This is a genomic window from Nocardioides aquiterrae (assembly GCF_039526625.1).
Taxonomy (GTDB): domain Bacteria; phylum Actinomycetota; class Actinomycetes; order Propionibacteriales; family Nocardioidaceae; genus Nocardioides; species Nocardioides aquiterrae.
Genome location: NZ_BAAAJE010000019.1, coordinates 63,386 through 87,209 on the forward strand (window position 1 = coordinate 63,386; position 23,824 = coordinate 87,209).

A 23,824-nucleotide genomic window follows, 5' to 3' on the forward strand; every position below is an offset into this window, starting at 1 on the left:
GCCGACTCGGCATTTGGTCCGGGTCCGAGTGGGACCTCTTCCCCTGTGGGGCGGCGGGCGGCGGCGCTGGGATGGAGACGTGCCCGAGTCCGACGTCCTCCGCATGCCCTCGACCCGCCCGCCGGCGGCCCGCGCCGTCGACCTCCTGAAGGTGTACGGCGAGGGCGCGGCCAGAGTCGCCGCGCTCGACGGGGTCAGCCTCGAGTTCGGCGCCGGCGAGTTCACCGCGGTGATGGGGCCGTCGGGCTCGGGCAAGTCGACGCTCATGCACTGCATGGCGGCGCTCGACACCCCGACGTCCGGCCACGTCTACCTCGGTGACGTCGACCTGTCGGGCCTCGGCGACAAGGCGCTGACCCGGCTGCGCCGCGACCGGATCGGCTTCGTGTTCCAGGCGTTCAACCTGGTGCCGACGCTGACCGCGCGGGAGAACATCGAGCTGCCCCTGGCGGTGGCCGGCCGCCGGCCCGACCGGGACTGGTTCGACGCGGTCGTCGACGCCGTCGGCCTGCGCGAGCGCCTCGGCCACCGGCCCGGTGAGCTCTCCGGCGGTGAGCAGCAGCGGGTGGCGTCCGCCCGGGCGCTGGTGAGCCGTCCCGAGGTCGTCTTCGCCGACGAGCCGACCGGCAACCTGGACTCCAACGCCGGCGCCGAGATCCTCGCCTTCCTGCGCGAGAGCGTCGACGAGTTCGGCCAGACCATCGTCATGGTGACCCACGACGCGTCGGCCGCGGGCTACACCGACCGCGTCGTCTTCCTCGCCGACGGCCACATCGTCGACGAGCTGGCCGACCCCACCGCGCAGCGGGTCCTGGAGAAGATGGCCCGCCTCGGCGCGGACGTCGGGGAGCCCCACCCGGTCCTGGGACGCTGACATGTGGCGCGTCAGCCTGCGCAACCTGCTGGCCAAGAAGGTGCGGCTCGCGCTGAGCGCGTTCGCGATCGTGCTCGGCGTCGCCTTCGTGGCCGGGTCGTTCATCTTCACCGACGCCCTCGGCAGCGCCTTCGACGGGATCGTCGGCGGCACCACCGCGGACGTCGAGGTGATGCCGAAGGGCGCCGGCGAGGTCGACGCGTTCGGGGTCGACGCCCGCACGATCCCCGCCTCGGTCGCCGACGACCTGCGCCAGCTCCCCGGCGCCGCCAAGGTGGCGGCCGTCGACAACGTCCTGGGCGTCTACGTGATCGGCGCCGACGGCAAGCTGGTCGGCGGCAACGGCCCGCCCGGCCTCGCGTTCAACTACACCGAGCTGACCGCGATCACCGGTGATCGGATCCTCACCCTCGCGGAGGGGCGGGTCCCGAGCGCTCCCGGCGAGATCGCGCTCGACCTCGAGACCGCCGACAAGGCGGGGTACGCCGTCGGCGACGAGGTCACCCTCGTCACTCCCGCCGACCCGCCCACGATGCAGGTCCGGCTCGTCGGCCTGGTCCGGTTCGGCTCCGAGGGCGGGCTGGTCGGCGCCACGCTGACGATCTTCGAGCGGGAGTGGCTGCAGGAGCTGTTCTTCGACGGCCGCGACGTCTACACCAACATCTCGATGACGGCCGCGGACGGGGTGTCCCGGGCCGAGCTCCGGGACGCGGCGGCCGAGGTCGTCCCGGCCGGTGTCGAGGTGAAGACGGGGGACGCCTACGCGGAGGAGACCAAGAGCGCGATCGGCGAGATCCTCGGCTTCGTCAACACCTTCCTCCTGGTGTTCGCGGCCGTCTCCATGGTGGTCGGCACCTTCCTCATCGTGAACACCTTCTCGATCCTGGTCGCCCAGCGCAGCCGGGAGCTGGCGCTGCTCCGCGCCCTCGGTGCGTCTCGGTGGCAGGTCAACCTCTCGGTGCTGCTGGAGGCCTTCGTCATCGGCGTCTTCGGCGCCACGGTCGGGATCGGCTTCGGCTACCTGCTCGCGATCGGCCTCAAGACGCTGTTCGGCGCGGTCGGCCTCGACCTCGGCCAGGCGAACATGCCGCTGGAGCTGCGCACGGTGCTCGTCTCGTACGCCGTCGGCGTGACGGTCACGCTGCTCGCGGCGTACCTGCCCGCTCGGCGCGCCGGGCGGGTGGCACCGGTCGAGGCGATGCGCGAGGACGTCTCGGTGCCCGAGTCCGCCGTGCACCGCCGGATGCTGCTGGGCGCCGTGATGGCACTGGCCGGCACCGGCCTGATGGTGCTGGGCATCCTCGGCGAGGGCTCGCGCGGGCTGCTGCTGATCGGTCTCGGCATGCTGGTCATCCTCGTCGGCGTCTCGCTGACGGCGGCGGTGCTCGGCCGGCCGGTGATCGTGGGGCTGGGCGCGGTGTTCCGGCGTACCTCCGGGATGGTCGGGACCCTCGCCGGGCAGAACTCGCTGCGCAACCCGCGGCGGACCGCCGCCACCGCGAGCGCGCTGATGGTGGGCCTCACGGTCGTGACGCTGATGTCGATCCTCGGTCAGTCGGCGAAGACGAGCACGGACCAGGCGATCGAGAAGAACCTCAGCGCCCAGCTCGTGGTCTCGAACGTGACCGGGCAGTTCTTCTCGCCGCAGTACGCCCGGGAGATCAGGAAGGTGGACGGCGTGGCGAACGTCGTCGCCGTCCGGACGGCGAGCGCGAAGTACCGCGGCAGCACGGTGTTCCTCGACGCGGCCGACCCGCGGCTGCTCGGCTCGGCCGTGCGGGTGCCGGTGATCGCCGGGTCCCTCGCCGACCTGCGCGACGACACCGTGCTGGTGCGGCAGTCGGTCGCCGAGGACCGGGGGCTGGCGGTCGGCGACGACGTGACGCTGACGTTCCCGGGCGGCCGGCGGACCTACCAGGTGGCCGGGGTCTTCCCGACGACCGGCTCGGCCACCACCGACCCGTTCCTGACCACGCTCGGCGGCCTGCGCAGGGCCGGCTTCGTGCCCGAGGACTCGGTGCTGTTCATCGTGACCGAGCCGGCGGCCGACCAGGCCGCGGTCCGGTCCGCCATCGACGACATCCTGGTCGACAACCCGACGGTGACGCTGAAGGACCAGCAGGAGTTCGCCGACGAGCAGAAGGCGCAGATCGACACGTTCCTCTACCTGATCTACGCGCTGCTCGGCCTGGCGGTGGTCATCGCGGTGCTCGGCATCACCAACACGCTGGCGCTCTCGGTGATCGAGCGCACCCGGGAGATCGGGCTGCTGCGCGCCGTCGGCGTCAGCCGGCGCCAGCTGCGGACGATGATCCGGCTGGAGTCGGTCGTGATCGCCGTCCTCGGCGCCGTGCTCGGGGTGGTGATGGGGCTGGTCTTCGGCTGGGTGCTCCAGCGGGAGGTCGCGGACGACGGGATCGACGTGCTGGCGATCCCGTGGGTCCGGCTGGCGGTGTTCATGGTGCTGGCGGCCCTGGTGGGCGTGCTCGCGGCGGTCTTCCCGGCCCGGCGGGCGGCGCGGCTGGACGTCCTGCGCGCGATCGCCACGGAGTAGGCGGCCCCCACCGATTGACCTGATCGAACAGATGTTCGAAGATGGGGTGTGGCCAGCACCCTCGACACGATCGCGCAGCTCCGCAGCCGGATGGCGGGCATGCAGGACGGCGTGCCGCGGCTCCCGCTGGAGACCCACCCCGCGCTGGCCGGGCTGGTCCAGCTGCGGGCAGGAGGAAGCTACTCGGTCGACAGCGCGAGTCTCGCGCTGGCCCTGCTGGCCGGCCCGTCGCGGGCGGGGGGCTGGTCGGCGGTGGTCGGCGTGGCCGACTTCGGGGCGGAGGCGGCGGCCGCGCTCGGCGTCGACCTGGACCGCACCGTCCTGGTGCCCGACCCCGGCGACCAGTGGCTCGAGGTGACCGCCGCCCTGGTCGACGTCGTCACCGTCGTGCTGGTCAGGCCGCAGGGACGGGTCCCCGAGCGGGTGGCCGAGAAGCTCGGCGCCCGGCTGCGCAAGCGGTCCGCCGCGCTGGTCGTCCTGGGCGACTGGCCGCGCGCCGAGGTGCGGCTGACCACCCGCGAGCCCGCGTGGAGCGGGGTCGGCGAGGGGCACGGCCACCTGCGCGCCCGCCGGATCCTGGTCGAGGCGCACCGCGGGTCGGCGCCGCCGCGGCGGGGAGCCCTGTGGTTCCCGGCCGAGGACCAGTCCTACCGCCGTGCCGAGGCTCCGTCGTTCCAGGGGGCCCCGGTCGCGGAGGTCGAGGTGGCCAGCTGATGAGGGTGATGGCGGTCTGGTGCCCGGACTGGCCGGTCGTCGCGGCGCTGGCCGACGAGGGCCTGCCCACGCACCTGCCCGCGGCGGTGTTCAGCGCGAACCTCGTGCAGGCGTGCAACGACGGCGCCCGCGCGGCCGGCGTACGCCGGGGGATGCGGCGGCGTGACGCACAGTCGCGCTGCCCGGAGCTGAAGGTGTACGCCGTCAACCCGGACCGCGACGCCCGCGCGTTCGAGCCGGTGCTGGCCTCGATCGAGGAGATCCGCCCGGGCGTCGCGCCGCTGCGGCCGGGGCTGGTGGCGCTGCGGGCGCCCGGCCGGTTCCACGGGGGCGAGCCGGCCGGTGCCGCGATCCTCGCCGAGCGGCTGGTCGGTCTGGGCGTGTGGGACTGCCGCTTCGGCACCGCCGACGAGCTGTTCACCGCCGAGCACGCCGCCCGCCGGGCCGAGCGGCAGGACTGCCTGGTGGTCGAGCCGGGGGAGTCGGCGCCGTTCCTGCGCGGGCTCCCCGTGGAGGTGCTGGAGGACCTCGACGCGGTCAGCCTGATGAAGCGTCTCGGGCTGCGCACCCTCGGCGACCTCGGTGACCTGTCGGCGACCGACGTGCGCGACCGGTTCGGCCCCGGGATCGCCTGGGTGCACCGGGTCGTGGGCGGCGACGGCGCGGTCCCGCTGCGCACCCGGACGCCGCCGCCCGAGCTCGCCTGCCACGTCGACTTCGAGCCGCCGCTGGACTCCGCGGAGACGATCAGCTTCAGCGTCCGGCAGACCGCCGACCGGTTCGTCGCCGGGCTGGCCCGGCAGGGGCTGGTCTGCACCGAGGTGCTGGTCGAGGCGCGCTGCGAGGGCGAGGCCGAGCCGGCGTCCTCGCGGGCCTGGCTGCACCCGCGCTGGTTCACCGCCGCCGACCTCGTCGACCGGCTGCACTGGCAGCTGCAAGGAGGGTTCAAGGCGGGCGACGTACGCGCTCCGGTCGACCGGGTGCTGTTCACGCCGCTGACCGTGGTGCCCGACGCGGTGCACGCCGACGGGTTGTGGGGCGGCACCGACGAGCGGGTCGAGCGCGGCATCGCCCGGGTGCAGGGGATGCTCGGCCACGAGGCCGTCGTCCGCCCGGTGCTCCAGGGCGGCCGGGCCCCGCGCGACCGGCAGGCGCTGGTGCCGTGGGGCGAGCGGCCGACCGGTCTGCGGTCCTGCTCCGGTCAGGGGGGCCCGCCGTGGCCGGGCAGCATCCCGCCGCCGGCTCCGGCGCGGGTGCTCGCGACACCGGTGGCCGCGCAGATGCTCGGCGCCGGCGGCCGCAGCGTCGACGTCGACGAGCGCGGGTCGGTCACCGCCGAGCCGGCCCGGTTCCGGCCCGGCCCGGCCGGCGACTGGCAGCCGGTCGCCGCGTGGGCCGGCCCGTGGCCGGTCGAGGAGCTGTGGTGGGAGTCCCCAGGAATGACAGAGCCGCGACGGGTCGCCCGCTTCCAGGTCGTCGGCGTCGACGGCCGGGCCTGGCTGATGACGTGGGACTCGGGCGTGTGGTGGACCGAGGCGGCGTACGACTGATGGGCTGGAGCAACCCCGCGATCTCCTGGGGCGAGCTGGAGAAGCGGCTCTCCGGGCGGATGGTCACGCCCCAGGACCCCGAGGCGCCGATCTCGCAGCGCAAGCGGAAGAAGCAGAAGGTCGACGTCGAGCGGCCGGCCGGCCCGGTCACGCCGTACGCCGAGCTGCACGCGCACTCGAGCTTCAGCTTCCTCGACGGCGCCAGCGGGCCCGACCACCTGGTGCTCGAGGCGATCCGGCTCGGGCTGCACGCGCTGGCGATCACCGACCACGACGGGTTCTACGGCGCGCCGCTGTTCGCCGAGACCGCGCAGCTGCACGGCGGTCTCGACACCGTGTACGGCGCCGAGCTGTCGCTCGGCCTCACCAGGCCGCAGAACGGCGTCGCCGACCCCGAGGGCAGCCACCTGCTGGTCCTCGCGCGCGGGGTCGAGGGCTACCACCGGCTGGCCGGCGCGATCACCGACGCGCAGCTGCGCGGCGACGAGAAGGGCAAGCCGGCGTACGACCTGCGCGAGCTCGCCGAGCGCGGCCGCGGGCACTGGCTGGTGCTGACCGGCTGCCGCAAGGGGGCGGTGCGCCGGGCGCTGGCCCGCGGCGCGTCGTACGCGGCCGACGAGCTGGACCGGCTGACCGCGCTGTTCGGCCACGAGAACGTCGCGGTCGAGCTGATCGACCACGGCTTCCCGACCGACTCCACGCACAACGACCTGCTCGCCGGGCTGGCCCGGGACCACGGGCTGCCGGTGGTGGCGACCAACAACGTGCACTACGCGCGGCCCGAGCTGCACCGCGTCGCCGACGCGATGGCCGCCGTCCGCGCCCGGCGCAGCCTGGCCGAGATGGACGGCTGGCTGCCGGCGTCCGGGATGGCCAGCCTGCGATCGGGGGACGAGATGGCGCGGCGGTTCGCGCGCCACCCCGACGCCGTACGCCGCAGCGTGGTGCTCGCCGACGAGGTGGCGTTCGACCTGCAGAAGGCCTCGCCGCGCCTGCCCAAGTTCGTGCCCGACGGCTGGACGCCGTCCGGCTGGCTGCGCGAGCTGACCGAGCGCGGCTTCGCCGAGCGCTACGCCCACGAGCCGCACGCCCGCGAGGCGCGGGCACGGGTGGAGCACGAGCTGCGGGTGATCGCGGAGAAGGACTTCGACGGCTACTTCGTGATCGTCCACGACATCGTCGCGTTCGCCCGGTCGCAGGGGATTCTCTGCCAGGGCAGGGGATCGGCGGCCAGCTCCGCGGTCTGCTACGCGCTCGGCATCACCGCGATCGACCCGGTCTTCTACCGGCTGCCGTTCGAGCGGTTCATCTCGAAAGCCCGCGAGGAGGAGCCCGACATCGACGTCGACTTCGACTCCGACAAGCGGGAGCAGGTCATCCAGTGGGTCTACGACAAGTACGGCCGGCACAACGCCGCGCAGGTCGCCAACGTCATCGGGTACCGGCCCAAGATGGCGGTCCGCGACGCCGCCAAGGCGCTGGGCCACTCCCCGGGCCAGCAGGACGCGTGGTCGAAGCAGATCACCTCGTGGACCGAGGTGGCGGTGCGCGAGGGCGGCGAGCACGACGTACCGGCCTCCGTCGTCGGGCTGGCCAACGGCCTCCTCGGGGCGCCCCGGCACCTCGGCATCCACTCCGGCGGGATGGTGCTCACCGAGCGGCCGATCGGGGAGGTGGTGCCGATCGAGCGGGCCCGGATGGACAAGCGCACGGTCCTGCAGTGGGACAAGGACGGCTGCGAGTTCATGGGGCTGGTGAAGTTCGACCTGCTCGGGCTCGGGATGCTCAGCGCCCTCGACCACATGATGACGATCGTCCGTGAGCACCTCGGCGAGGACTGGACGCTGGCCTCGATGCCCAAGGAGGAGCCGGCGGTCTACGACATGCTCTGCCGCGCGGACTCGGTCGGCGTCTTCCAGGTCGAGAGCCGGGCGCAGATCGGCACGCTGCCTCGGCTCCAGCCGCGCGAGTTCTACGACCTGGCGATCGAGATCGCGCTGATCCGGCCCGGTCCGATCCAGGGCGGCGCGGTCCACCCCTACGTGCGCCGGGCGACCGGGCGCGACCCGGTCGAGTTCGCCCACCCGCTGCTGATCCCGGTGCTCGAGCGCACCCGCGGCGTACCCCTGTTCCAGGAGCAGCTGATGGACATGGCGCGGGTGCTCGGCGACTGCAACCGCGACGAGGCCGACCTGCTGCGCCGGGCGATGGGGTCCAAGCGCGGCATCGAGCGGATCGAGTCGGTCAAGGAGAAGCTGATGGCCGGCATGGAGGCCAAGGGCATCACCGGCGCGAAGGCCGACGCGATCTACCTGCAGATCCTGTCGTTCGCGAACTTCGGGTTCGCCGAGAGCCACGCGCTGTCGTTCGCGAAGCTCGTCTACGCCAGCTCCTGGTGCAAGCTGCACTACCCGGGCGCGTTCCTCGCCGCGCTGCTGCGCGCGCAGCCGATGGGCTTTTACTCGCCGCAGTCGCTGGTGCACGACGCGCGCCGGCACGGCGTCGAGGTGCTGCGCCCGGACCTGCTGCGGTCGCGGGCGACCGCCGACCTGGAGCTCGTCGGCGCCCCCGGCCCGACGGGGCTGCCCTCGTGCCTCAGCGACGGCGAGCGCACCGAGTGGGTCCCCGGCACGCCCGACCCGACGCCCGAGCACCGGCGCGACACGGCGTACGCCGTCCGCCTCGGGCTGGACTCGGTCCGCGGGATCAGCACCGAGGTGGCGGCGCGGATCGTGGCCGCCCGCGAGGAGCGGCCGTTCGCCGACCACGCGGACCTGTCCCGGCGGGCCGGTCTCGACGCGCGGCAGCTGGAGGCGCTGGCGACGTCCGGTGCCTTCGACGGGACCGGACTGTCGCGGCGGCAGGCGCTCTGGAACGCCGGCTGGACCGAGACCGAGGAGCACCTCGAGGGCATCCGGGTCGCCGGTCCCGCGCCGACGCTGCCGGACATGGACGACGTCGAGATCACCATGGCCGACATGTGGGCGACCGGCATCACGCCCGGCGGCCACCCGTTCGAGCACCTCCGGCCGCAGCTGCGGGCGGCCGGGATCAAGTCGGTCGAGGACTGCAACACCTGTGAGCCCAACCGCCGCGTGCACGTCGCCGGGCTGGTCACCCACCGGCAGCGGCCGGGCACCGCCGGCGGGGTCACGTTCCTCAACCTCGAGGACGAGACCGGGATGCTCAACGTGGTCTGCACGGTGGGGGTGTGGCGGCGCTACCGCACCGTCGCCAACTCCGCCGCCGGCATGGTGATCCGCGGCATCCTCGAGCGCCAGGACGGCGTCACCAACCTGGTCGCCGACCGGATGGAGCCGATCGAGCAGGTGCACGCCGCGGCCGGCCGCGCCCTCCAGGCCCGCCACCGCTCCCGCGACTTCCACTGACGTTTGACGGGTCGTCCGCCTCTCGAGCGGTCATACGCCACCCTCAGGCGGACGACTCGAGCACACCGAGCGCGATGAGGTCCCGGACGACTCGCTCGGGGTGCTCCCGGAGCTCGATCGCGGTGCAGCGCACCACGATCACGCCGGTTGCGACCAGCTGGCGGTGTCGTTCGATGTCGGCACTCCAGTGCTCCACCGTCATGTGGAAGCCGCCGTCCACCTCGAGCGCCACGACCCGGCCGTCCGCGAGCCGCCACTCCGCGTCGGTGAAGCGCAGCCGACCTGCGGAGTCCGTCCGCCGGGTCTGGTGGTGCGGTCGAGGGATGCCGAACCGGTCGCACATGGTGAGTACATCGCGCTCGGCCGCGGACTGGACCCCGGCGGCCAGGTCGCCCAGGAGGCGTCGGAACGGCTTGGCCCTGCGCAGCGGCCTCATCCGGGTGATCCAGCCGTCCAGGCGGTAGGGCGTCGTCAGGCCCTGCTGCACGCACGCGGCGAGGAGGCCGTACGCGGATCGGGTCACGGGTTGGTACCCCGCCCACAGGAGCGCTGCCGGCTCGACCCGCCACGTGGGCAGCGGCTTCGACGACGTCAGCAGCTGGACCGGGCGTCGGGTCTCGACGAACCGCACGCCCGCGATGGGCTCCAGGTTGTGGGACTTCGCGACCAGCACCGTGACCTCGTCGCGGCTCCACCGCTCCAGCCCGTGACGTTCGAGCGCGGTCAGCCCGCCGAGAGCGCTCGCTGGCCCGGCGTGCAGGACACCCGCCCACATCAGTTGGGTCCTGGTGAGCTCGCCCGTCGTCGTCGCGAGCACCGTGCCGCTGATCTCCTGCCACCTCCCGGCGTCCAGCTGGGTGTCGACGTAGTGGTGGCTCAAGCCCAGCCGACGCAGCTGACGACGTGTGACCAGGCCGGCCTGCGCGTTCGCGGCCGGGAGCCACGGAGGAGGACGATTCGCCATGCCCAGACCATGCCCCGATCGCCGCACCTGGCGGGTTCGTCCTCCACAGTGGCTTGGGTCGTCCGCCTGAGTGTGGCGCATAGAGGTGCGAGAGGCGGACGACCCGACTTCGGCGATCCGGAGGGGTGCGCGCGAGAATGGGTCGGTGCCGTCCGCCCTGCCCGCTGGTGACCCCGTGCCCGAGGACGGGTCGCTGCCGGAGTCGGCGCTGGCGGGGGTGGGCACGCGGCCGTTCGGGTTCTACGTGCACGTGCCGTTCTGCACGGTCCGGTGCGGCTACTGCGACTTCAACACCTACACCGCCGACGAGCTCGGGCCGGGCGCGAGCCGGGCGTCGTACGCCGAGACCGCGATCGCCGAGGTCCGTCGGGCCCGCCGCGTGCTCGGCGACCGGGACGTCCCTGTCGAGACGGTGTTCTTCGGTGGGGGTACGCCGACGCTGCTCGACCCGGCCGACCTGGGCAGCATCCTGCGCGCGATCGACGACGAGTTCGGGCTCGCCCCCGGAGCGGAGGTGACCACCGAGTCCAACCCGGACAGCGTCGACGCGACCGACCTCCACGCCCTGCGGGCGGTCGGGTTCAACCGGCTCAGCTTCGGCATGCAGTCCGCCGTCCCGCACGTCCTGAAGGTCCTGGACCGCACGCACGACCCGCTCCGGGTGCCGAAGGTCGTCGCCTGGGCCCGCGAGGCGGGGTTCGAGCAGCTCAGCCTCGACCTCATCTACGGCACGCCCGGGGAGTCCCTCGCCGACTGGGCGACCTCCGTCGAGGCCGCGCTCGCCTGCGCACCCGACCACGTCTCGGCGTACTCGCTCATCGTCGAGGAGGGCACCGCGCTCGCCAGGCGGGTCAAGCGGGGCGAGCTGCCGATGCCCGACGAGGACGACCTCGCCGACAAGTACGTGCTCGTCGACGAGCGCCTGGGCGCCGCCGGGCTGGAGTGGTACGAGGTCTCCAACTGGGCGAAGGACGCGGCGAGCCGGTGCCGTCACAACCTCCTGTACTGGACCGGCGGCGACTGGTGGGGCGTCGGCCCGGGCGCGCACAGCCACGTCGGCGGCGTCCGCTGGTGGAACGTCAAGCACCCGGCGGCGTACGCCGAACGGATCGCCGCGCAGCGCAGCCCGGCGTTCGCGCGCGAGGTCCTCGACGACGAGAGCCGGCGGGTGGAGCGGGTGCTGCTCGAGCTGCGCCTGCGCGACGGCCTCCCCGCGGACGTCCTCGACGAGCTGGGCCGCGCCGCCGTCCCGGACCTCGCCGGGCGCGGCCTGCTGACCGAGGAGCGGGGCCGCCTGGTGCCCACCCGCGCCGGACGACTGCTGGCCGACGCGATCGTGCGCGACCTCCTGCCGTAGACCCCCGAACGGGCCTAGGGTGTGCGCCATGACCCAAGGCCCCGAGGAACCTCTCGACCCGAACCAGCAGCCGCCCGAGGGAGGCCAGTCGGCGCCGCCGCCGTACGGCCAGCCGACCCCGCCGCCCTACGGCGAGCCGACCCCGCCGCCCTACGAGCAGCAGCAGCCGCCGCCGTACCAGCAGCAGCCCTACCAGCAGCAGCCCCCGCAGCCGGGCTACGCGCCCGGCTACCCCCCCAACCCGGCCGCGCCGTACGGCCTGCACCCGGTCACCGGCGTCCCGTACTCCGACAAGACCAAGCTGGTCGCCGGCCTGCTGCAGATCCTGCTGCCCTTCGGCATCGGCCGCTTCTACCTGGGCGACACCAAGACCGGCGTGTGGCAGCTCGTCGTCACGCTGGTCACCTGCGGCATCGGCGCGCTGTGGCCGTTCATCGACGGCATCATCATCCTCGCCACCGACAACGTCACCGACGCGCAGGGACGGCCGTTGCGAATGAGCTGACGCTTCTGTCGGCAACCGAACAGAACGACGACCTCCGTCGGCTCCACGATGAGCGCGGCGCTCCCACCGGGGGAGCCGCCGGGAGCCACGGAGGTTCGTCATGTCAGGTCAGCGTGGATCGATCGTGCGGGTGCTGAGGAGCCCGGCCCTGCGCAGGATCCAGCTCGCGTTCTTCGGGTCGACCCTGGGTGACTGGGCCTACGGCATCGCGGTGATGGTGTGGGCGTACGACGAGGGCGGCGCCGCCGCGGTCGGCGTCTACCAGGCGCTGCGGTTCGTCGTCGGTGCCGTCGCCGGACCGCTCGGCGCGCACGTCGCCGACCGGGTCGGTTCGCGCAAGCGCTTCATGATGGCGAACGACGCCACCCGCGCCGGGCTGGTCGCGGCGGCCGCAGTCGTCGTCGGGCTGGACGGACCGGCGTTCCTGGTCTTCGGTCTCGCGCTGCTGGCGGCCGGCGTCGGGGCGAGCTTCCGCGCCGCGCAGTCCGGCCTGGTGCCCCGGCTGGTCGACGACCCGGCCCAGCTGACCGCCACCAACGCCGTCACCTCGAACCTCGAGACCGTCGCGATGTTCGCCGGCCCGGCGGTCGGAGCGCTGCTGCTGGCGGTCGTCGACGTGCAGGCCGTGTTCTGGCTCAACGCCCTCACCTTCGTGTGGTCGCTGTCCCTCGTCGCCGCGGTCCGCGTCCCCGTCCGCGAGGCGGAGCCGGTCGCCGAGGGCGGGGAGCACGAGGGTTTCCTCCGCGAGGTGACCGCGGGCTTCGCGCAGCTCGGCCGCGACCGCGACCTCGGCACCGTGTCGCTGCTCGCCGCGTCCCAGGGCGCCATCTGGGGCGCCCTGACGGTCTTCCTGGTCGTGCTGTCCGTGCAGGTCCTGGACGCCGGCGCCGCGGGCGTCGGCTACCTCAACACCGTGATGGGCCTGGGCACCGTTGCCGGCGGCCTGGTCGTCCTCGGCATGAACGGCGGTGGCCGGCTCGGCCGGGACATGGCGTACGGCGTCCTCGGCTGGGCGCTCCCGCTGATCGCGATGGCGCTGTTCCCGAGCCCGGTCGTCGCGATCGCCGCGCTCGCCGTGATCGGCCTCGCCGACCCGTGGGTCAACCTCGGCCTCGACACCATCCCGCAGCGGGTGGCCCCCGAGCGGATCATCTCCCGCGTCTTCGCGGCCGTGGACAGCTCGCTGATCGCCGCGATGGCGCTGGGCGCCGCCATCGCCCCGCTGCTCGTCCACCTGCTCGGCCTGCGCGGCTCGATGGCCGCCCTCGGCGTCACCGTCGCGTTCGTCGCCGTCGCCAGCATGCCGCGGATGAGCCGCCTCGACGCCCGGCTGGCCGCGCCCCCGTTCTCCGAGCCGCAGCACGTCGACCTGCTCGCGGGCATCGACATCTTCGCGCCGCTGCCGCCCGCGGCGGTCGAGGCGCTGGCCCGCAAGCTCGAGCCCGCGCCGTACGCCGCCGGCGCGACCGTGATGACCGCCGGCGAGCACGCCGAGGGCTTCTACGTGATCCTGTCCGGCCGGGTCGAGGTGACCCAGGACGGACGGCTGCTGCGGACCGAGGGCCCGGGGGAGTACGTCGGCGAGATCGGGCTGCTGCGCGACGTGCCCCGCACCGCGACCGTCACCGCGACCGAGGACACCGTCCTGCTCGGCCTCGGCCGGCCCGACTTCCTGGCCGCCGTGACCGGGACGCCGGCCGCCGCCCGGGCGGCAGATGCGGTGATTGCCGACCGGCTCGCGGTCTGATGCGCCATCCTGAGGCGGTGACGAGCTGTGGCGGCTGCGGCGCCTCGGGTCAGCCGGCGGGAGCCCGGTTCTGCTTCGCGTGCGGCGCGGCGCTCCAGGCGCCGGCCTGCCCGACGTGCCGTGCGGAGGTCGTGCCCGGCGCCCGCTTCTGCAGCAGCTGCGGCGCCGAGCAGGGTCCGGCGGCGCCCCGCCAGCCGGTCGCGTCCCGACGGGTCACGAGCGTGCTGTTCGGCGACCTGGTCGGCTTCACCGCGCTGTCGGAGACCCGCGACCACGAGCAGGTGCGCGAGCTGCTGTCCCGGTACTTCGACGAGTGCCGCGCGATCGTGGCCCGGTACGGCGGGGTGCTCGAGAAGTTCATCGGCGACGCGGTGATGGCCGTGTGGGGCGTGCCCACGGCCCACGAGGACGACGCCGAGCGCGCGGTGCGCGCCGGCCTGGAGCTCGTGAACACGATCGCCGCGATGGGCTCCGACCTCGGCGTCCCCGACCTCGCGATGCGGGTCGGCATCGTCACCGGCGAGGTGGCGGTCACGATCGGGGCGGAGCAGCAGGGCATGGTCGCGGGCGACGCGGTCAACACCGCCTCCCGGGTCCAGTCGGCGGCGCAGCCCGGCCAGGTGTGGGTCGACGAGACGACCCGGCTGCTGACCTCCTCGGCGATCACGTACGTCGACGTCGGCAGCCACCCGATGAAGGGCAAGGCCGATCCCGTGCCGCTGTGGGCGGTGCGAGCCGTGGTCGCCGCGGTCGGCGGCGCGCAGCGCGCCGACGGCCTCGAGGCGCCGCTGGTCGGCCGCGACCGCGAGATGCGCCTGGTCAAGGAGCTCTTCCACCGGGTCGAGGAGAACCGGCACCCCGCGCTCCTCGTCGTCGACGGCGAGGCCGGCGTCGGCAAGTCCCGCGTCGCGTGGGAGTTCGAGAAGTACGTCGACGGCCTCAACGACGACGTCCGCTGGCACACCGGCCGCTGCCTGTCGTACGGCGAGGGCGTGGCGTTCTACGCGCTCGCCGAGGCGATCCGCACCCGCCTCGAGAACACCGCCCTCGACCAGATCGTGCCCGACCCCGAGGAGCGGGCCTGGCTCGAGCCCCGGATCGCCGCGCTGCTGGGCGTCGGGGCGGTCGGGTCGTTCCAGCGCGAGGACCTCTTCGCGGCGTGGACCACCTTCCTGGAGCGGGTCAGCGGCGCCGGCGTCCCGGTGGCCTTGGTCATCGACGACGCGCAGTACGCCGACGACGGCCTGCTCCGCTTCGTGGAGCACCTGCTCGCAGCCGCCACCTTCCCCTGCTTCGTCGTGCTGCTCACCCGGCCGGAGCTGCTGGAGGCCAACCCCGCGCTCGCGACCAACCGGCGCTCGACCGTGGTGCACCTCGAGCCGCTGGCCGACCGGGAGATGGGCCAGCTGCTCGACGGCCTGGTCGCCGGGCTCGAGCAGGACGTCCGCGACGCCCTGGTGCAGCGGTCGGAGGGCATGCCGCTGTTCGCCGTGGAGACGGTCCGCTCCCTGATCGACCGCGACCTGGTCATCCCGCGGGGCGGGCAGTACGTCCTCGCCGGTCACACCCCGCTCGACCTGGACGCGATCGGCGCGCCCGCGTCGCTCCAGGCGCTGATCGCCGCCCGCCTCGATCAGCTCCCGGCCGAGCAGCGCCGGGTGCTCGACCGGGCCAGCATCGTCGGGCGCCCGTTCTCGCGCGACCTCATCGCCGCGCTCTGCCCGGACGTCGCGGACCTGGACCGGGCGCTCGGGTCGCTGGTGCGGCTGCAGCTGCTGCGCCAGGAGACCGGCCGCTTCAACAGCGAGGCGGGGCTGTACCAGTTCGTGCAGGCCGTGGTCCGCCAGGTCGCCTACACCACCCTGGCCCGTCGCGACCGCAAGGCCGGTCACCTCGCCGTCGTCGACCTGCTCGACGACGAGAACGCCGCGATCGCCGCGCAGCACCACCTCGAGGCGATCGACGCCGTGCCGGAGGACCCGGACGCCCCGGACCTGACCGAGCGCGCGGTCGAGCTGCTCCGGAGGGCGGCCGAGCGGGCCCGTGTCCTCGGGGCACCGAGCGAGGCCGCGGGCCACCTCCGGGTCGCGCTGGGGCGGGCGACCGACCCGCTCGTGCGTGCCGACATCCACCTCGAGCTGGCCCGCGCCCTGCAGGACACCGAGGACCCGGCCGCCGCGATCGAGCCCGCGGAGGCGGCCCGCGACGCGTTCGACGCGATCGGCGACGAGCTCAAGGCGGCCGAGGCGGTCAACGTGCTCGTCTACACGATCGCGGTCGGCCGGGGCGACTACGAGACGCCGGCGACGATGGCGCAGGAGCGGTACGACGCGCTCCGCGACCGCGAGGACGCGGCGCGGGTGCGGCTGGAGCTCGCCCAGAACCTGACGCGCATCAAGCTCCGGACCCAGCACGGGTTCGGCGACCACGCCGCCGAGCACGTCCGGCTGGCCGAGCAGTACGGCGAGGAGGCCTACATCGCGGAGGCGTACATCGGCTTCGCCCTGCACCACATGGTCAGCGGCATGCGTGGCCTCGGCCGGGTGCTCTTCACCGCCGCCGCCGAGATCGCCCGCCGCAACCACCAGGTCGTGATTTTGGCGCGCGCGCTGGTGAACCTCAACGTCACCTGGGCGTCCGACGACGCGGCCCGCGCTCGCGAGTACGGCCTCGAGGCGGTCGAGGTGTCCCGCCAGGCCGGGGTGGCGATCGGGCTCTCCAGCGCGATGTCGAACCTGGCCCTGGCCTGCCTGGTCACGGGCGACTGGGACGACGCGCTGCTGTTCGCCGACGAGGCGGTCGTCGACGAGCCCCTGGCCGAGCTGGTCCGCGCCCGGATCGCCGGCGCGCGCGGGACGGGGTGGCGGCTGCCGGCCAACCTCGACGACCCGAAGTACGCCGGCGACGACCTGTCGCTGCGCTGCTTCGTCGAGCTGACCCGTGCGCTCGAGGCGCAGGGCGCCGGCCGTCCGGCGGGCGCGCTCGCGCGCCAGGCCGCGGAGACCGCGTTCTCGGTCGGCGGGATGTACGACGACTTCACCCTGATCTGGAAGGTGGCCACCGAGGTCGCCTGGGCGGACGGGGACCGGGAGGCCCTCGCCGGGCTGATCGCCATCGTCGACGGCTACCGCGGCGGCGGGCTGCCGGTCGGCGTGCGTGCGCAGCGCAGTCGGATGGCGGGGCTGCTCGCCGCCTCGGCCGGCGACGACGAGGCGGCCGAGGCGCACCTGCGCGACGCGATCGCCCTGGCGGTGCAGTGGCACTCCGAGCCGACGGTGGCGCTCTGCCGCGCCGACCTGGCCGCGGTGCTGCAGCGCCAGGGCCGCGCCGACGAGTCGGTCGAGCAGGCCGGTCAGGCGCAGCAGATCTTCACCCGCCTCGGGGCCGCCCGGTGGGCCACCGACCAGGTGTCAGCCTGAGAGGTCTGCCAGCCGGTCCCGGTCGAGCACCGTCACCCGGCCCCGGCCGAGCTCGACGATCCCGTCCGCTGCGAGGCGCTGCAGCACCTGGTTGACGCTCGGCCGGGTACCGCCGACCAGCTCCGCGAGGTGCTCCTGGGTCAGCGGAACGACGACCGCGCCGGGCCGTCCGTCGTCGTAGAGCTCCGCGAGCTCGGCCAGCCGCCGGTGCACCCGGCGGTCGAGGCCGTCGTACATCGCCTCGAGCAGCCGCGCCGACAGCTCCTCGACGCGGCGGGCCATCAGGGAGAGCAGGAGCTGGTTCGCGGCCGGGTGGCGGCGGCGCAGCTCGCGGAACTCCGCGGCCGACAGCGACAGCGTCTCCGCGGGCTCGAGGGCCACGATCGTGGCCGAGCGGACCGGCGGGCTGCCCTCCAGCAGCGACAGCTCGCCGAAGTAGTCGCCCGGCCCGAGCAGGTTGATCGTCGCGTTCTCGCCGTCGCTGGTCGACACCCGTACGGCGAGCCGCCCGGACGCCACCAGGTGCAGGCTGTCGGACGGGTCGCCGTCGTTGACCAGCACCTCGCCGCGACCGTAGCTGCGCCGGCGCGCGGCGGCCAGCACCCGGCGTCGTTCGTCCTCGTCGAGCGAGGCGAGCAGCGACCACTCCACGGGAACCAGTGAACCGCAGTGTCAGCGAGCGAACGGAACGACCGGCCGGACAGGGGCAGAGTCGTCCGTACCGACTCAGAGAGGGGAGAGAGCGATGACCAGCACCGTGCAGCCGCCGCGTGACCTCGACATCGACCGCTGATCCGCCCCGGACTGAGCTTGCGAAGTCCGGCCAGCCAGGTCGCATCGAGACAGCACCGACGTCACCCGGTCGATCGTTCGCGCCACGAACTGGGTTTCGAGACGGGTCGCTCGGACATCGCAGGCTCCGTCCGAGCCGAGCCTCCTCAACCTCCCCGCCCCAGCGCCGTCGTGAGCGGGCTCAGTTCCTTCGCCCGCTCACCCCGGGGAGGCGGTGACGAAGTCGATCAGCTCCTCGACCCGGCCCAGCAGGGCCGGGTCGAGGTCGTGGTACGAGGAGACCTTGCTCAGGATGTGCTGCCACGCGCGGGCGATGTCGGCCTGGTCGCGGTGCGGCCAGCCGAGCTGCTGGCAGACGCCCTTCTTCCACTCGATCGAGCGGGGGACGTCGGGCCACCTCGGCAGGCCGAGTCGGTCGGGCTTGACCGCGGCCCAGATGTCGATGAACGGGTGGCCGACGATGAGCACGTGCTGCCCGACCGGTGACTTCGCGATGCCCTGGGCGATCCGGCTCTCCTTCGAGCCCGCGACCAGGTGGTCGACGAGCACGCCGACCTTGCGGTCCGGCCCGGGCCGGAAGTCGCGGAGGTGGTCGGCCAGGTCGTCGACGCCGCCGAGGTACTCGACGACCACGCCCTCGATCCGCAGGTCGTCGCCCCAGACCTTCTCCACCAGCTCCGCGTCGTGGCGGCCCTCGACGAAGATCCGGCTGGCGCGGGCGACCCGGGCCTTCGCGTCGGGCACGGCGACCGAGCCGGAGGCGGTCCGGGTCGGCTTCGCGGGCGCCGCCGTGCGCACCGGCGCGGTGAGGATCACCGGCCGGCCCTCGAGCAGGAAGCCGGGCCCGAGCGGGAAGGTACGCCGCCGGCTGCGCCGGTCCTCGAGCGTGACGGTGTGCAGGTCGCGGTCGACCGCGACGATCTCGCCGCACCAGTCGGTCGTGACCTCCTCGACGACCGCGCCCAACTCCGCGGGCGCCTCGACGGCGCGGCCGCGCTTGGGGGCGCGCCAGTCGGTGGAGAGGACGTCACTGCCGTACCGGTCCGAGCTCATCCCGCCACGCTAGGAGAGCCCGCCGACAGTCGGCGGACGGCGCGCCGTCAGTCGGCGGCGTCGTCCTCGTCACGCTGCTCGGGCGTCTTGCCGCCGAGCACGTCGAGCTCCTCGCGCGACTTCGCCTCGTCCGGGTCGAGGTCCTGGGCGAGCGGGTTGTCGTCGGTGGGCTGGAGGTCCTCGGGGAGGTCCTCGTCCTCGATCCCGGTGTTCTCGGTCATGCCGGGGGAGTACCCGCTCATAGGAGCGGCAACCGCTTCTGGCTGCGCGGCAGCTGCTCGTAGCCGCGCCGGACCGCGTCCGCGAGGCCGGCGCGCGGCCACGGCCAGTCGCCGGCGTCCAGCGCCTGGTCGACCGGGACGCCGCGCGCGGCGAGGTCGCGGATCGTCTCGGCGACGATGCCCACGGTGTTGCGCTGCTCCTCGACGAACGCACGGCCGACCGGTGCGCCGTGGCCGGGCACCACGACCGTGGCCGGGGTCGTGAGGCCCAGGACGACGTCGAGCGAGAGCGGCCAGTCCATCGGCCAGCTGTCGGAGCCGAACGACGGGGGAGCCGACTCCTCGACCAGGTCACCGGCCAGCAGGACGTCGGCGTCCGGCACCCGCACCACCAGGTCGCCGCCGGTGTGCCCGCGGCCCGGGTGCACCAGCTCGACCTGGCGGTCGCCGAGGTCGAGCACGATCGCGCTGGAGAACGTCCGGTCCGGCGGGACCGCGACCTCGGCGTCACCCCACTCCGCCAGCTCCTCGGCGGCCGTCTCGTGCGCGACGATCGGCACCTCGCCGTACGCCGCCCGGAAGGTGCCGTTGCCGTAGGTGTGGTCGAAGTGCCAGTGGGTGTTGACGATCCCTGTCACCCCGCCGGCGCCGACCGCGCGCACGTCCTCGACGACCTCCCGGGCGTGCTCGGCGGAGCCGTGGGTGTCGACGACCAGCAGCCCGCCGGACCCGCCGACGAGGGTCACGTTGACGTCCCAGTCCGGGTAGCGGCCGACCCAGACGCGCTCCGCCACCTCGGTGAACCTCACATCGACACCCTAGGGCTTGTAGGATTGGCACTCCCGACATTCGAGTGCCAGCAAGGAGGCGAGGGCCCATGCAGGAGGAGCGCAGGCTCGCCGTCCTCCGCGCGATCGTGGAGGACTACGTCGCCACGGAGGAGCCGGTCGGCTCCAAGGCGCTGGTCGAGCGGCACGGCCTCGGCGTCTCGCCGGCGACGGTGCGCAACGACATGGCGGCCCTGGAGGACGAGGGCTACATCACCCAGCCCCACACCAGCGCCGGCCGGGTGCCGACCGACAAGGGCTACCGGCTCTTCGTCGACAAGCTCGCGTCGGTCAAGCCGATGAGCGCCGCCGAGAAGCGCGCGATCGCCACGATCCTGGACGGCGCCGTCGACCTCGACGACGTCGTGAACCGGTCGGTGCGGCTGCTGTCGCAGCTGACCCGGCAGGTCGCGGTCGTGCAGTACCCCACGCTGTCCCGCTCGACGGTCCGCCACGTCGAGGTGATCGCGCTGGCGCCGTACCGGCTGCTGGTCGTGCTGATCCTCAGCACCGGCCGCGTCGAGCAGCGCCTGGTCGAGGTCGGCGGCGAGCTCTCCGACGACGACCTCACCGACCTGCGCTCGCTGGTCAACCGGGCCGCGGTCGGCGAGGTCATCGCCGACGCGGCCACCGCGCTGCGGGCGCTCGTGCCCGCCGAGGGCGGCACCCCGGTCACCGCGGCGGTCGTCGAGACGCTCGTCGAGGCGATGTCCGACCACCGCTCCGACGAGCGGATCGCGGTCGGGGGCGCGGCCAACCTGGCCCGGTACGGCGACAACTTCGACTCGGCCGTGCGTCCGCTGCTCGAGGCGCTCGAGGAGCACGTGGTGCTGCTCAAGCTGCTCGGCGAGGCGACCACCGGCGAGCTGCTGACGGTCCGGATCGGCCACGAGGGGCCGTACCAGGAGCTCGCGTCGACCAGCGTGGTCGCGACCGGCTACGGGCCGGGCGACGAGGCGTTCGCGCGACTCGGCATCGTCGGCCCCACCCGCATGGACTACCCGGGCTCGATGGCCGCGGTGCGCGCCGTCGCGCGCTACGTCTCGCGCATCCTCGACGAGGCCTGAGTGCCCGCCCCCGAACACGCACAGACAGAAGGAAACCGATCTTGAGCCAGGACCTGTACGAGCTTCTCGGTGTGGACCGCGGTGCGGATGCCGACACCATCAAGAAGGCCTACCGGCGGCTCGCGCGTCAGTACCACCCGGACGTCAACCCGGACCCGGATGCGCAGGAGAAGTTCAAGGAGATCTCGCTCGCCTACGAGGTGCTCTCGGACCCGGGCAAGCGGGCGTCGTACGACCGTGGCGGCGACCCGTTCGGCGGCATGGGCGGGGGCTTCGGCGGCCAGGGCGCCGGCTTCTCGTTCACCGACATCATGGACGCGTTCTTCGGCGGCGCGGGCGCGACCGGTGGCCGGGGCCCGCGGCCCCGCGAGCGGCGCGGCCAGGACGCGCTGATCCGGCTCGAGGTCGAGCTGGCCGAGGCGGCGTTCGGCATCACCCGCGAGATCATGGTCGACACGGCGGTGCTGTGCAGCACCTGCCACGGCGAGGGTACGGCGCCGGGCACCCACCCGGTCCCGTGCGAGACCTGCCGCGGCGCCGGCGAGGTGGCGCACGTGCAGCGCTCGTTCCTCGGCGAGATCCGGACCCTGCGGCCGTGTGCGGCCTGCCGCGGCTACGGGACGATCATCCCGGACCCGTGCCGCGAGTGCTCCGGCGACGGGCGGGTCCGCTCGCGGCGCACGCTGACCGTGAAGATCCCGGCCGGCGTCGACAACGGCACCCGCGTCCAGCTGACCGGCGAGGGCGAGGTCGGCCCGGGCGGCGGTCCCGCCGGCGACCTGTACGTCGAGATCCACGTCGCCCCGCACCCGACGTTCACCCGGCACGGCAACGACCTGCACTGCACGGTCACGCTCCCGATGACCGCGGCCGCGCTGGGCACGACCCTCACGCTGCCCACGCTCGAGGCCGACGTGGTCGAGGGCGAGGACAGCGACACCGGGCTGGAGCAGGACTTCGAGATCGACGTCCGGCCCGGTACCCAGTCGGGGACCGAGCAGGTGCTCCGCGGCCGCGGCGTACCCGGGCTCCGGGGCGGGCGGGGCGACCTGGTCGTCACCGTGGTGGTCGAGACGCCGACCCGGCTCGACGCCCGCCAGGAGGAGCTGCTCCGCGAGCTCGCCGCGATCCGCGAGGAGGAGTCGCCGTCCGGCCAGGTGCGGCCCAGCCACAAGTCGATGTTCGGCCGGATCCGCGACGCGTTCAACCAGCACTGACATGTCGCTGCCCGTCCACCTCGTGCCGAGCCTCGACGGGGTCGCGGTGGGCGTCGAGGTCACCGTCGACGGCGACGAGGCGCACCACGCGGTCGCCGTCCGCCGGCTGCGGGCCGGTGAGCAGGTCGTGCTGACCGACGGCCTCGGCACGACGGCGCGCGGCGTCGTGGTGTCGACCGGCAAGCGGGTGTTCACGGTGGCGGTCGAGGAGCTCGCCCGCCACGAGCGCCCGGCACCCGAGGTCGTGGTCGTGCAGGCGATCCCCAAGGGTGACCGCGGCGAGCTCGCCGTCGAGGTGCTCACCGAGGTCGGCGTGGCGGAGATCGTGCCGTGGGCGGCGTCCCGCAGCGTCGCGGTGTGGAAGGGGGAGCGGGCGGCGAAGTCGCTGGCGCGCTGGCGGGCCACCGCCCGCGAGGCGTCGAAGCAGGCCCGGCGCCCGTACGTCGCGACCGTCGCCGAGCTGGCCTCGACCGACGAGGTCGCGGGCCTCGTCGCCGACGCCGACCTCGCCGTGGTGCTGCACGAGGAGGCCACCGCGTCGCTCGCGGCGCTCGACGTGCCGGCGTCCGGCCGGATCGTGGTCGTGGTCGGCCCCGAGGGCGGGCTGACCGACGACGAGGTCGCCGCGCTCGTCGCCGCGGGCGCGGTGTCGGTGCGGCTCGGCGCCGAGGTGCTGCGCACCTCGACCGCGGGGGTGGCGGCGGTGTCAGCCCTGCTGTCCCGGACGGCTCGCTGGGGCTGACAGCTTCGTCGCCAGCGAACCCCGCCGCGGGCCCCCGGCCGCCAGCGCGCGAGCGTCCGGACGAGCTGCCGGCGGTGAGCCTCAACGCACGTCGTCCCGACGGGCGAGGAACACCATCTCCTTGCCCGGACGGTCGGGCGCATCCCGGACCTCGACGACCGTGAACCCATGACGCGCGAGATCGCGCTCGACCTCGGCGCGCTCGCGGAAGCGGAGGGTCGACGTCGACGGAACGTCCACGCCGTCGAGGGTCGTGACCGACTCGAAGGTGACCAGCGGCAGGGCGACGGCGGTGACGGTCCGCCGTACGACGACCTGCCGGCCGGCGCCCAGAACGACGGTCGTGGGCGCGACCTCCCACCGCTCCCAGTCGCGCATCTCGGGCCGCCGGGTCTCCATGACGAACCACCCGCCGGGACGAACGCACGTCCGCACCGCGGCCAGCGTCCGGTCTCAGTCCTCGTCGGACACGAAGACCTGTGCCACGTTGCCGGTCATCACCGCGGCGTCGGCGACGATGCCGAGGCTCGGGAGGACGGTCGCGTCCCCGTCGACCCAGGTCACCTGCTCGGCGCGTGGTTTCGATCTCGCGACGTCCAGCGACGCCGTGGCCGGGTCGACACCCGTGACCGTGAGTCCGGCCGCCGCGAGACGCACCGCGAGCGATCCGGTCCCGCAGCCGATGTCGACGACGGAGGAGACCCCCAGCTCCTCCACGATCGCGAGGTACGCGTCGAGGTCGGCCCGGTCGCCGTCGAGGTCGTCGTACAGCGCGGCAAGACGAGGATCGGCGAAGGCCGGGTCCGGGGCGCGCACAGGACGACGCTATGCC

The 23,824-nt window shown here is 73.9% G+C and carries 19 protein-coding genes; 12 read left to right on the forward strand and 7 right to left on the reverse strand.

Translation table 11 applies throughout. From position 1 onward, the window contains the following. Positions 1-103 precede the first annotated feature (103 nt). The 5 genes from ABD086_RS17780 to ABD086_RS17800 are packed head-to-tail and all read left to right on the forward strand — an operon-like array spanning position 104 to position 9,081. A complete protein-coding gene (locus tag ABD086_RS17780; RefSeq protein WP_343909024.1) occupies positions 104-874 on the forward strand; it encodes an ABC transporter ATP-binding protein in 771 nt (256 codons plus the stop codon). A gap of 1 nt (position 875) precedes the next feature. Further along, positions 876-3,428, forward strand: a complete 2,553-nt coding sequence (locus tag ABD086_RS17785; protein ID WP_343908944.1) for an ABC transporter permease — start codon at positions 876-878, stop codon at positions 3,426-3,428. Between the two features lie 48 nt (positions 3,429-3,476). Then, on the forward strand, positions 3,477-4,142 hold the full coding sequence (locus tag ABD086_RS17790; RefSeq protein ID WP_343908945.1) for a hypothetical protein: 666 nt from the start codon (positions 3,477-3,479) through the stop codon (positions 4,140-4,142). Then, the gene (locus ABD086_RS17795; protein ID WP_343908946.1) at positions 4,142-5,692 is read left to right on the forward strand and encodes a DNA polymerase Y family protein; all 1,551 of its coding nucleotides are present in this window, start codon (positions 4,142-4,144) and stop codon (positions 5,690-5,692) included. The genes ABD086_RS17790 and ABD086_RS17795 overlap by 1 nt, the downstream gene beginning before the upstream one ends. Next, a complete protein-coding gene (locus ABD086_RS17800; RefSeq protein WP_343909025.1) occupies positions 5,692-9,081 on the forward strand; it encodes an error-prone DNA polymerase in 3,390 nt (1,129 codons plus the stop codon). Before ABD086_RS17795 ends, ABD086_RS17800 begins: the two co-directional genes overlap by 1 nt. A gap of 43 nt (positions 9,082-9,124) precedes the next feature. Here the strand turns inward: ABD086_RS17800 and ABD086_RS17805 are convergent, their stop codons facing one another. After that, complete coding sequence (locus ABD086_RS17805; RefSeq protein WP_343908947.1) at positions 9,125-10,045, reverse strand: hypothetical protein; 921 nt, start codon at positions 10,043-10,045, stop codon at positions 9,125-9,127. A gap of 145 nt (positions 10,046-10,190) precedes the next feature. On the opposite strand from ABD086_RS17805, the gene hemW reads away from it, so the two are divergent. The 4 genes from hemW to ABD086_RS17825 all read left to right on the forward strand — a co-directional run bounded on the left by hemW (position 10,191) and on the right by ABD086_RS17825 (position 17,073). Then, the gene (hemW, locus tag ABD086_RS17810) at positions 10,191-11,402 is read left to right on the forward strand and encodes a radical SAM family heme chaperone HemW (protein ID WP_343908948.1); all 1,212 of its coding nucleotides are present in this window, start codon (positions 10,191-10,193) and stop codon (positions 11,400-11,402) included. A 28-nt stretch (positions 11,403-11,430) separates the two neighbouring features. Then, the gene (locus ABD086_RS17815; RefSeq protein ID WP_343908949.1) at positions 11,431-11,907 is read left to right on the forward strand and encodes a TM2 domain-containing protein; all 477 of its coding nucleotides are present in this window, start codon (positions 11,431-11,433) and stop codon (positions 11,905-11,907) included. Positions 11,908-12,007: 100 nt separating this feature from the next. Beyond that, entirely contained in the window at positions 12,008-13,654 is a 1,647-nt protein-coding gene (locus ABD086_RS17820; RefSeq protein WP_343908950.1) for an MFS transporter, read from the forward strand. A 17-nt stretch (positions 13,655-13,671) separates the two neighbouring features. After that, positions 13,672-17,073: an ATP-binding protein gene (locus ABD086_RS17825; RefSeq protein WP_343908951.1), complete on the forward strand. Its 3,402-nt coding sequence runs from the start codon at positions 13,672-13,674 to the stop codon at positions 17,071-17,073. Here the strand turns inward: ABD086_RS17825 and ABD086_RS17830 are convergent. From ABD086_RS17830 to ABD086_RS17845, 4 genes are all read right to left on the reverse strand, one after another. Next, positions 17,065-17,724: a Crp/Fnr family transcriptional regulator gene (locus tag ABD086_RS17830; protein WP_343908952.1), complete on the reverse strand. Its 660-nt coding sequence runs from the start codon at positions 17,722-17,724 to the stop codon at positions 17,065-17,067. The two genes, ABD086_RS17825 and ABD086_RS17830, sit on opposite strands and share 9 nt — an antisense overlap. 339 nt (positions 17,725-18,063) lie before the next feature. Beyond that, on the reverse strand, positions 18,064-18,918 hold the full coding sequence (locus tag ABD086_RS17835) for a DUF3097 domain-containing protein (RefSeq protein ID WP_343908953.1): 855 nt from the start codon (positions 18,916-18,918) through the stop codon (positions 18,064-18,066). A gap of 47 nt (positions 18,919-18,965) precedes the next feature. Continuing rightward, a complete protein-coding gene (locus ABD086_RS17840; protein WP_343908954.1) occupies positions 18,966-19,139 on the reverse strand; it encodes a hypothetical protein in 174 nt (57 codons plus the stop codon). A gap of 17 nt (positions 19,140-19,156) precedes the next feature. Beyond that, positions 19,157-19,948, reverse strand: coding sequence for an MBL fold metallo-hydrolase (locus ABD086_RS17845; RefSeq protein WP_343908955.1), 792 nt, complete (start codon positions 19,946-19,948; stop codon positions 19,157-19,159). A 68-nt stretch (positions 19,949-20,016) separates the two neighbouring features. On the opposite strand from ABD086_RS17845, the gene hrcA reads away from it, so the two are divergent. From hrcA to ABD086_RS17860, 3 genes are read left to right on the forward strand one after another with little or no spacing between them, the layout of a single operon-like run. After that, positions 20,017-21,033 carry a heat-inducible transcriptional repressor HrcA gene (hrcA, locus tag ABD086_RS17850; RefSeq protein WP_343908956.1) on the forward strand — a complete coding sequence of 339 codons (1,017 nt, stop codon included), beginning with the start codon at positions 20,017-20,019 and terminating at the stop codon, positions 21,031-21,033. Positions 21,034-21,074: 41 nt separating this feature from the next. Beyond that, a complete protein-coding gene (gene dnaJ / locus ABD086_RS17855) occupies positions 21,075-22,250 on the forward strand; it encodes a molecular chaperone DnaJ (RefSeq protein WP_343908957.1) in 1,176 nt (391 codons plus the stop codon). A gap of 1 nt (position 22,251) precedes the next feature. Then, positions 22,252-22,992 carry a 16S rRNA (uracil(1498)-N(3))-methyltransferase gene (locus ABD086_RS17860; protein WP_343908958.1) on the forward strand — a complete coding sequence of 247 codons (741 nt, stop codon included), beginning with the start codon at positions 22,252-22,254 and terminating at the stop codon, positions 22,990-22,992. Between the two features lie 81 nt (positions 22,993-23,073). Here ABD086_RS17860 and ABD086_RS17865 read toward each other — a convergent pair whose 3' ends face one another. Then, complete coding sequence (locus ABD086_RS17865; protein WP_343908959.1) at positions 23,074-23,391, reverse strand: hypothetical protein; 318 nt, start codon at positions 23,389-23,391, stop codon at positions 23,074-23,076. Between the two features lie 54 nt (positions 23,392-23,445). Continuing rightward, positions 23,446-23,808, reverse strand: coding sequence for a class I SAM-dependent methyltransferase (locus ABD086_RS17870; RefSeq protein ID WP_343908960.1), 363 nt, complete (start codon positions 23,806-23,808; stop codon positions 23,446-23,448). Between the last annotated feature and the right edge of the window lie 16 nt (positions 23,809-23,824).

Excerpts from the sequence above, each read along its gene's own strand:
- ABD086_RS17780 (WP_343909024.1), top strand. The coding sequence starts at position 104 with ATGCCCTCGACCCGCCCGCCGGCGGCCCGCGCCGTCGACCTCCTGAAG.
- ABD086_RS17785 (WP_343908944.1), top strand. The coding sequence starts at position 876 with ATGTGGCGCGTCAGCCTGCGCAACCTGCTGGCCAAGAAGGTGCGGCTC.
- ABD086_RS17795 (WP_343908946.1), top strand. The coding sequence starts at position 4,142 with ATGAGGGTGATGGCGGTCTGGTGCCCGGACTGGCCGGTCGTCGCGGCG.
- ABD086_RS17800 (WP_343909025.1), top strand. The coding sequence starts at position 5,692 with ATGGGCTGGAGCAACCCCGCGATCTCCTGGGGCGAGCTGGAGAAGCGG.
- ABD086_RS17805 (WP_343908947.1), bottom strand. The coding sequence starts at position 10,045 with ATGGCGAATCGTCCTCCTCCGTGGCTCCCGGCCGCGAACGCGCAGGCC.
- ABD086_RS17815 (WP_343908949.1), top strand. The coding sequence starts at position 11,431 with ATGACCCAAGGCCCCGAGGAACCTCTCGACCCGAACCAGCAGCCGCCC.
- ABD086_RS17820 (WP_343908950.1), top strand. The coding sequence starts at position 12,008 with ATGTCAGGTCAGCGTGGATCGATCGTGCGGGTGCTGAGGAGCCCGGCC.
- ABD086_RS17835 (WP_343908953.1), bottom strand. The coding sequence starts at position 18,918 with ATGAGCTCGGACCGGTACGGCAGTGACGTCCTCTCCACCGACTGGCGC.
- ABD086_RS17840 (WP_343908954.1), bottom strand. The coding sequence starts at position 19,139 with ATGACCGAGAACACCGGGATCGAGGACGAGGACCTCCCCGAGGACCTC.
- hrcA (WP_343908956.1), top strand. The coding sequence starts at position 20,017 with ATGCAGGAGGAGCGCAGGCTCGCCGTCCTCCGCGCGATCGTGGAGGAC.
- ABD086_RS17860 (WP_343908958.1), top strand. The coding sequence starts at position 22,252 with ATGTCGCTGCCCGTCCACCTCGTGCCGAGCCTCGACGGGGTCGCGGTG.
- ABD086_RS17865 (WP_343908959.1), bottom strand. The coding sequence starts at position 23,391 with ATGGAGACCCGGCGGCCCGAGATGCGCGACTGGGAGCGGTGGGAGGTC.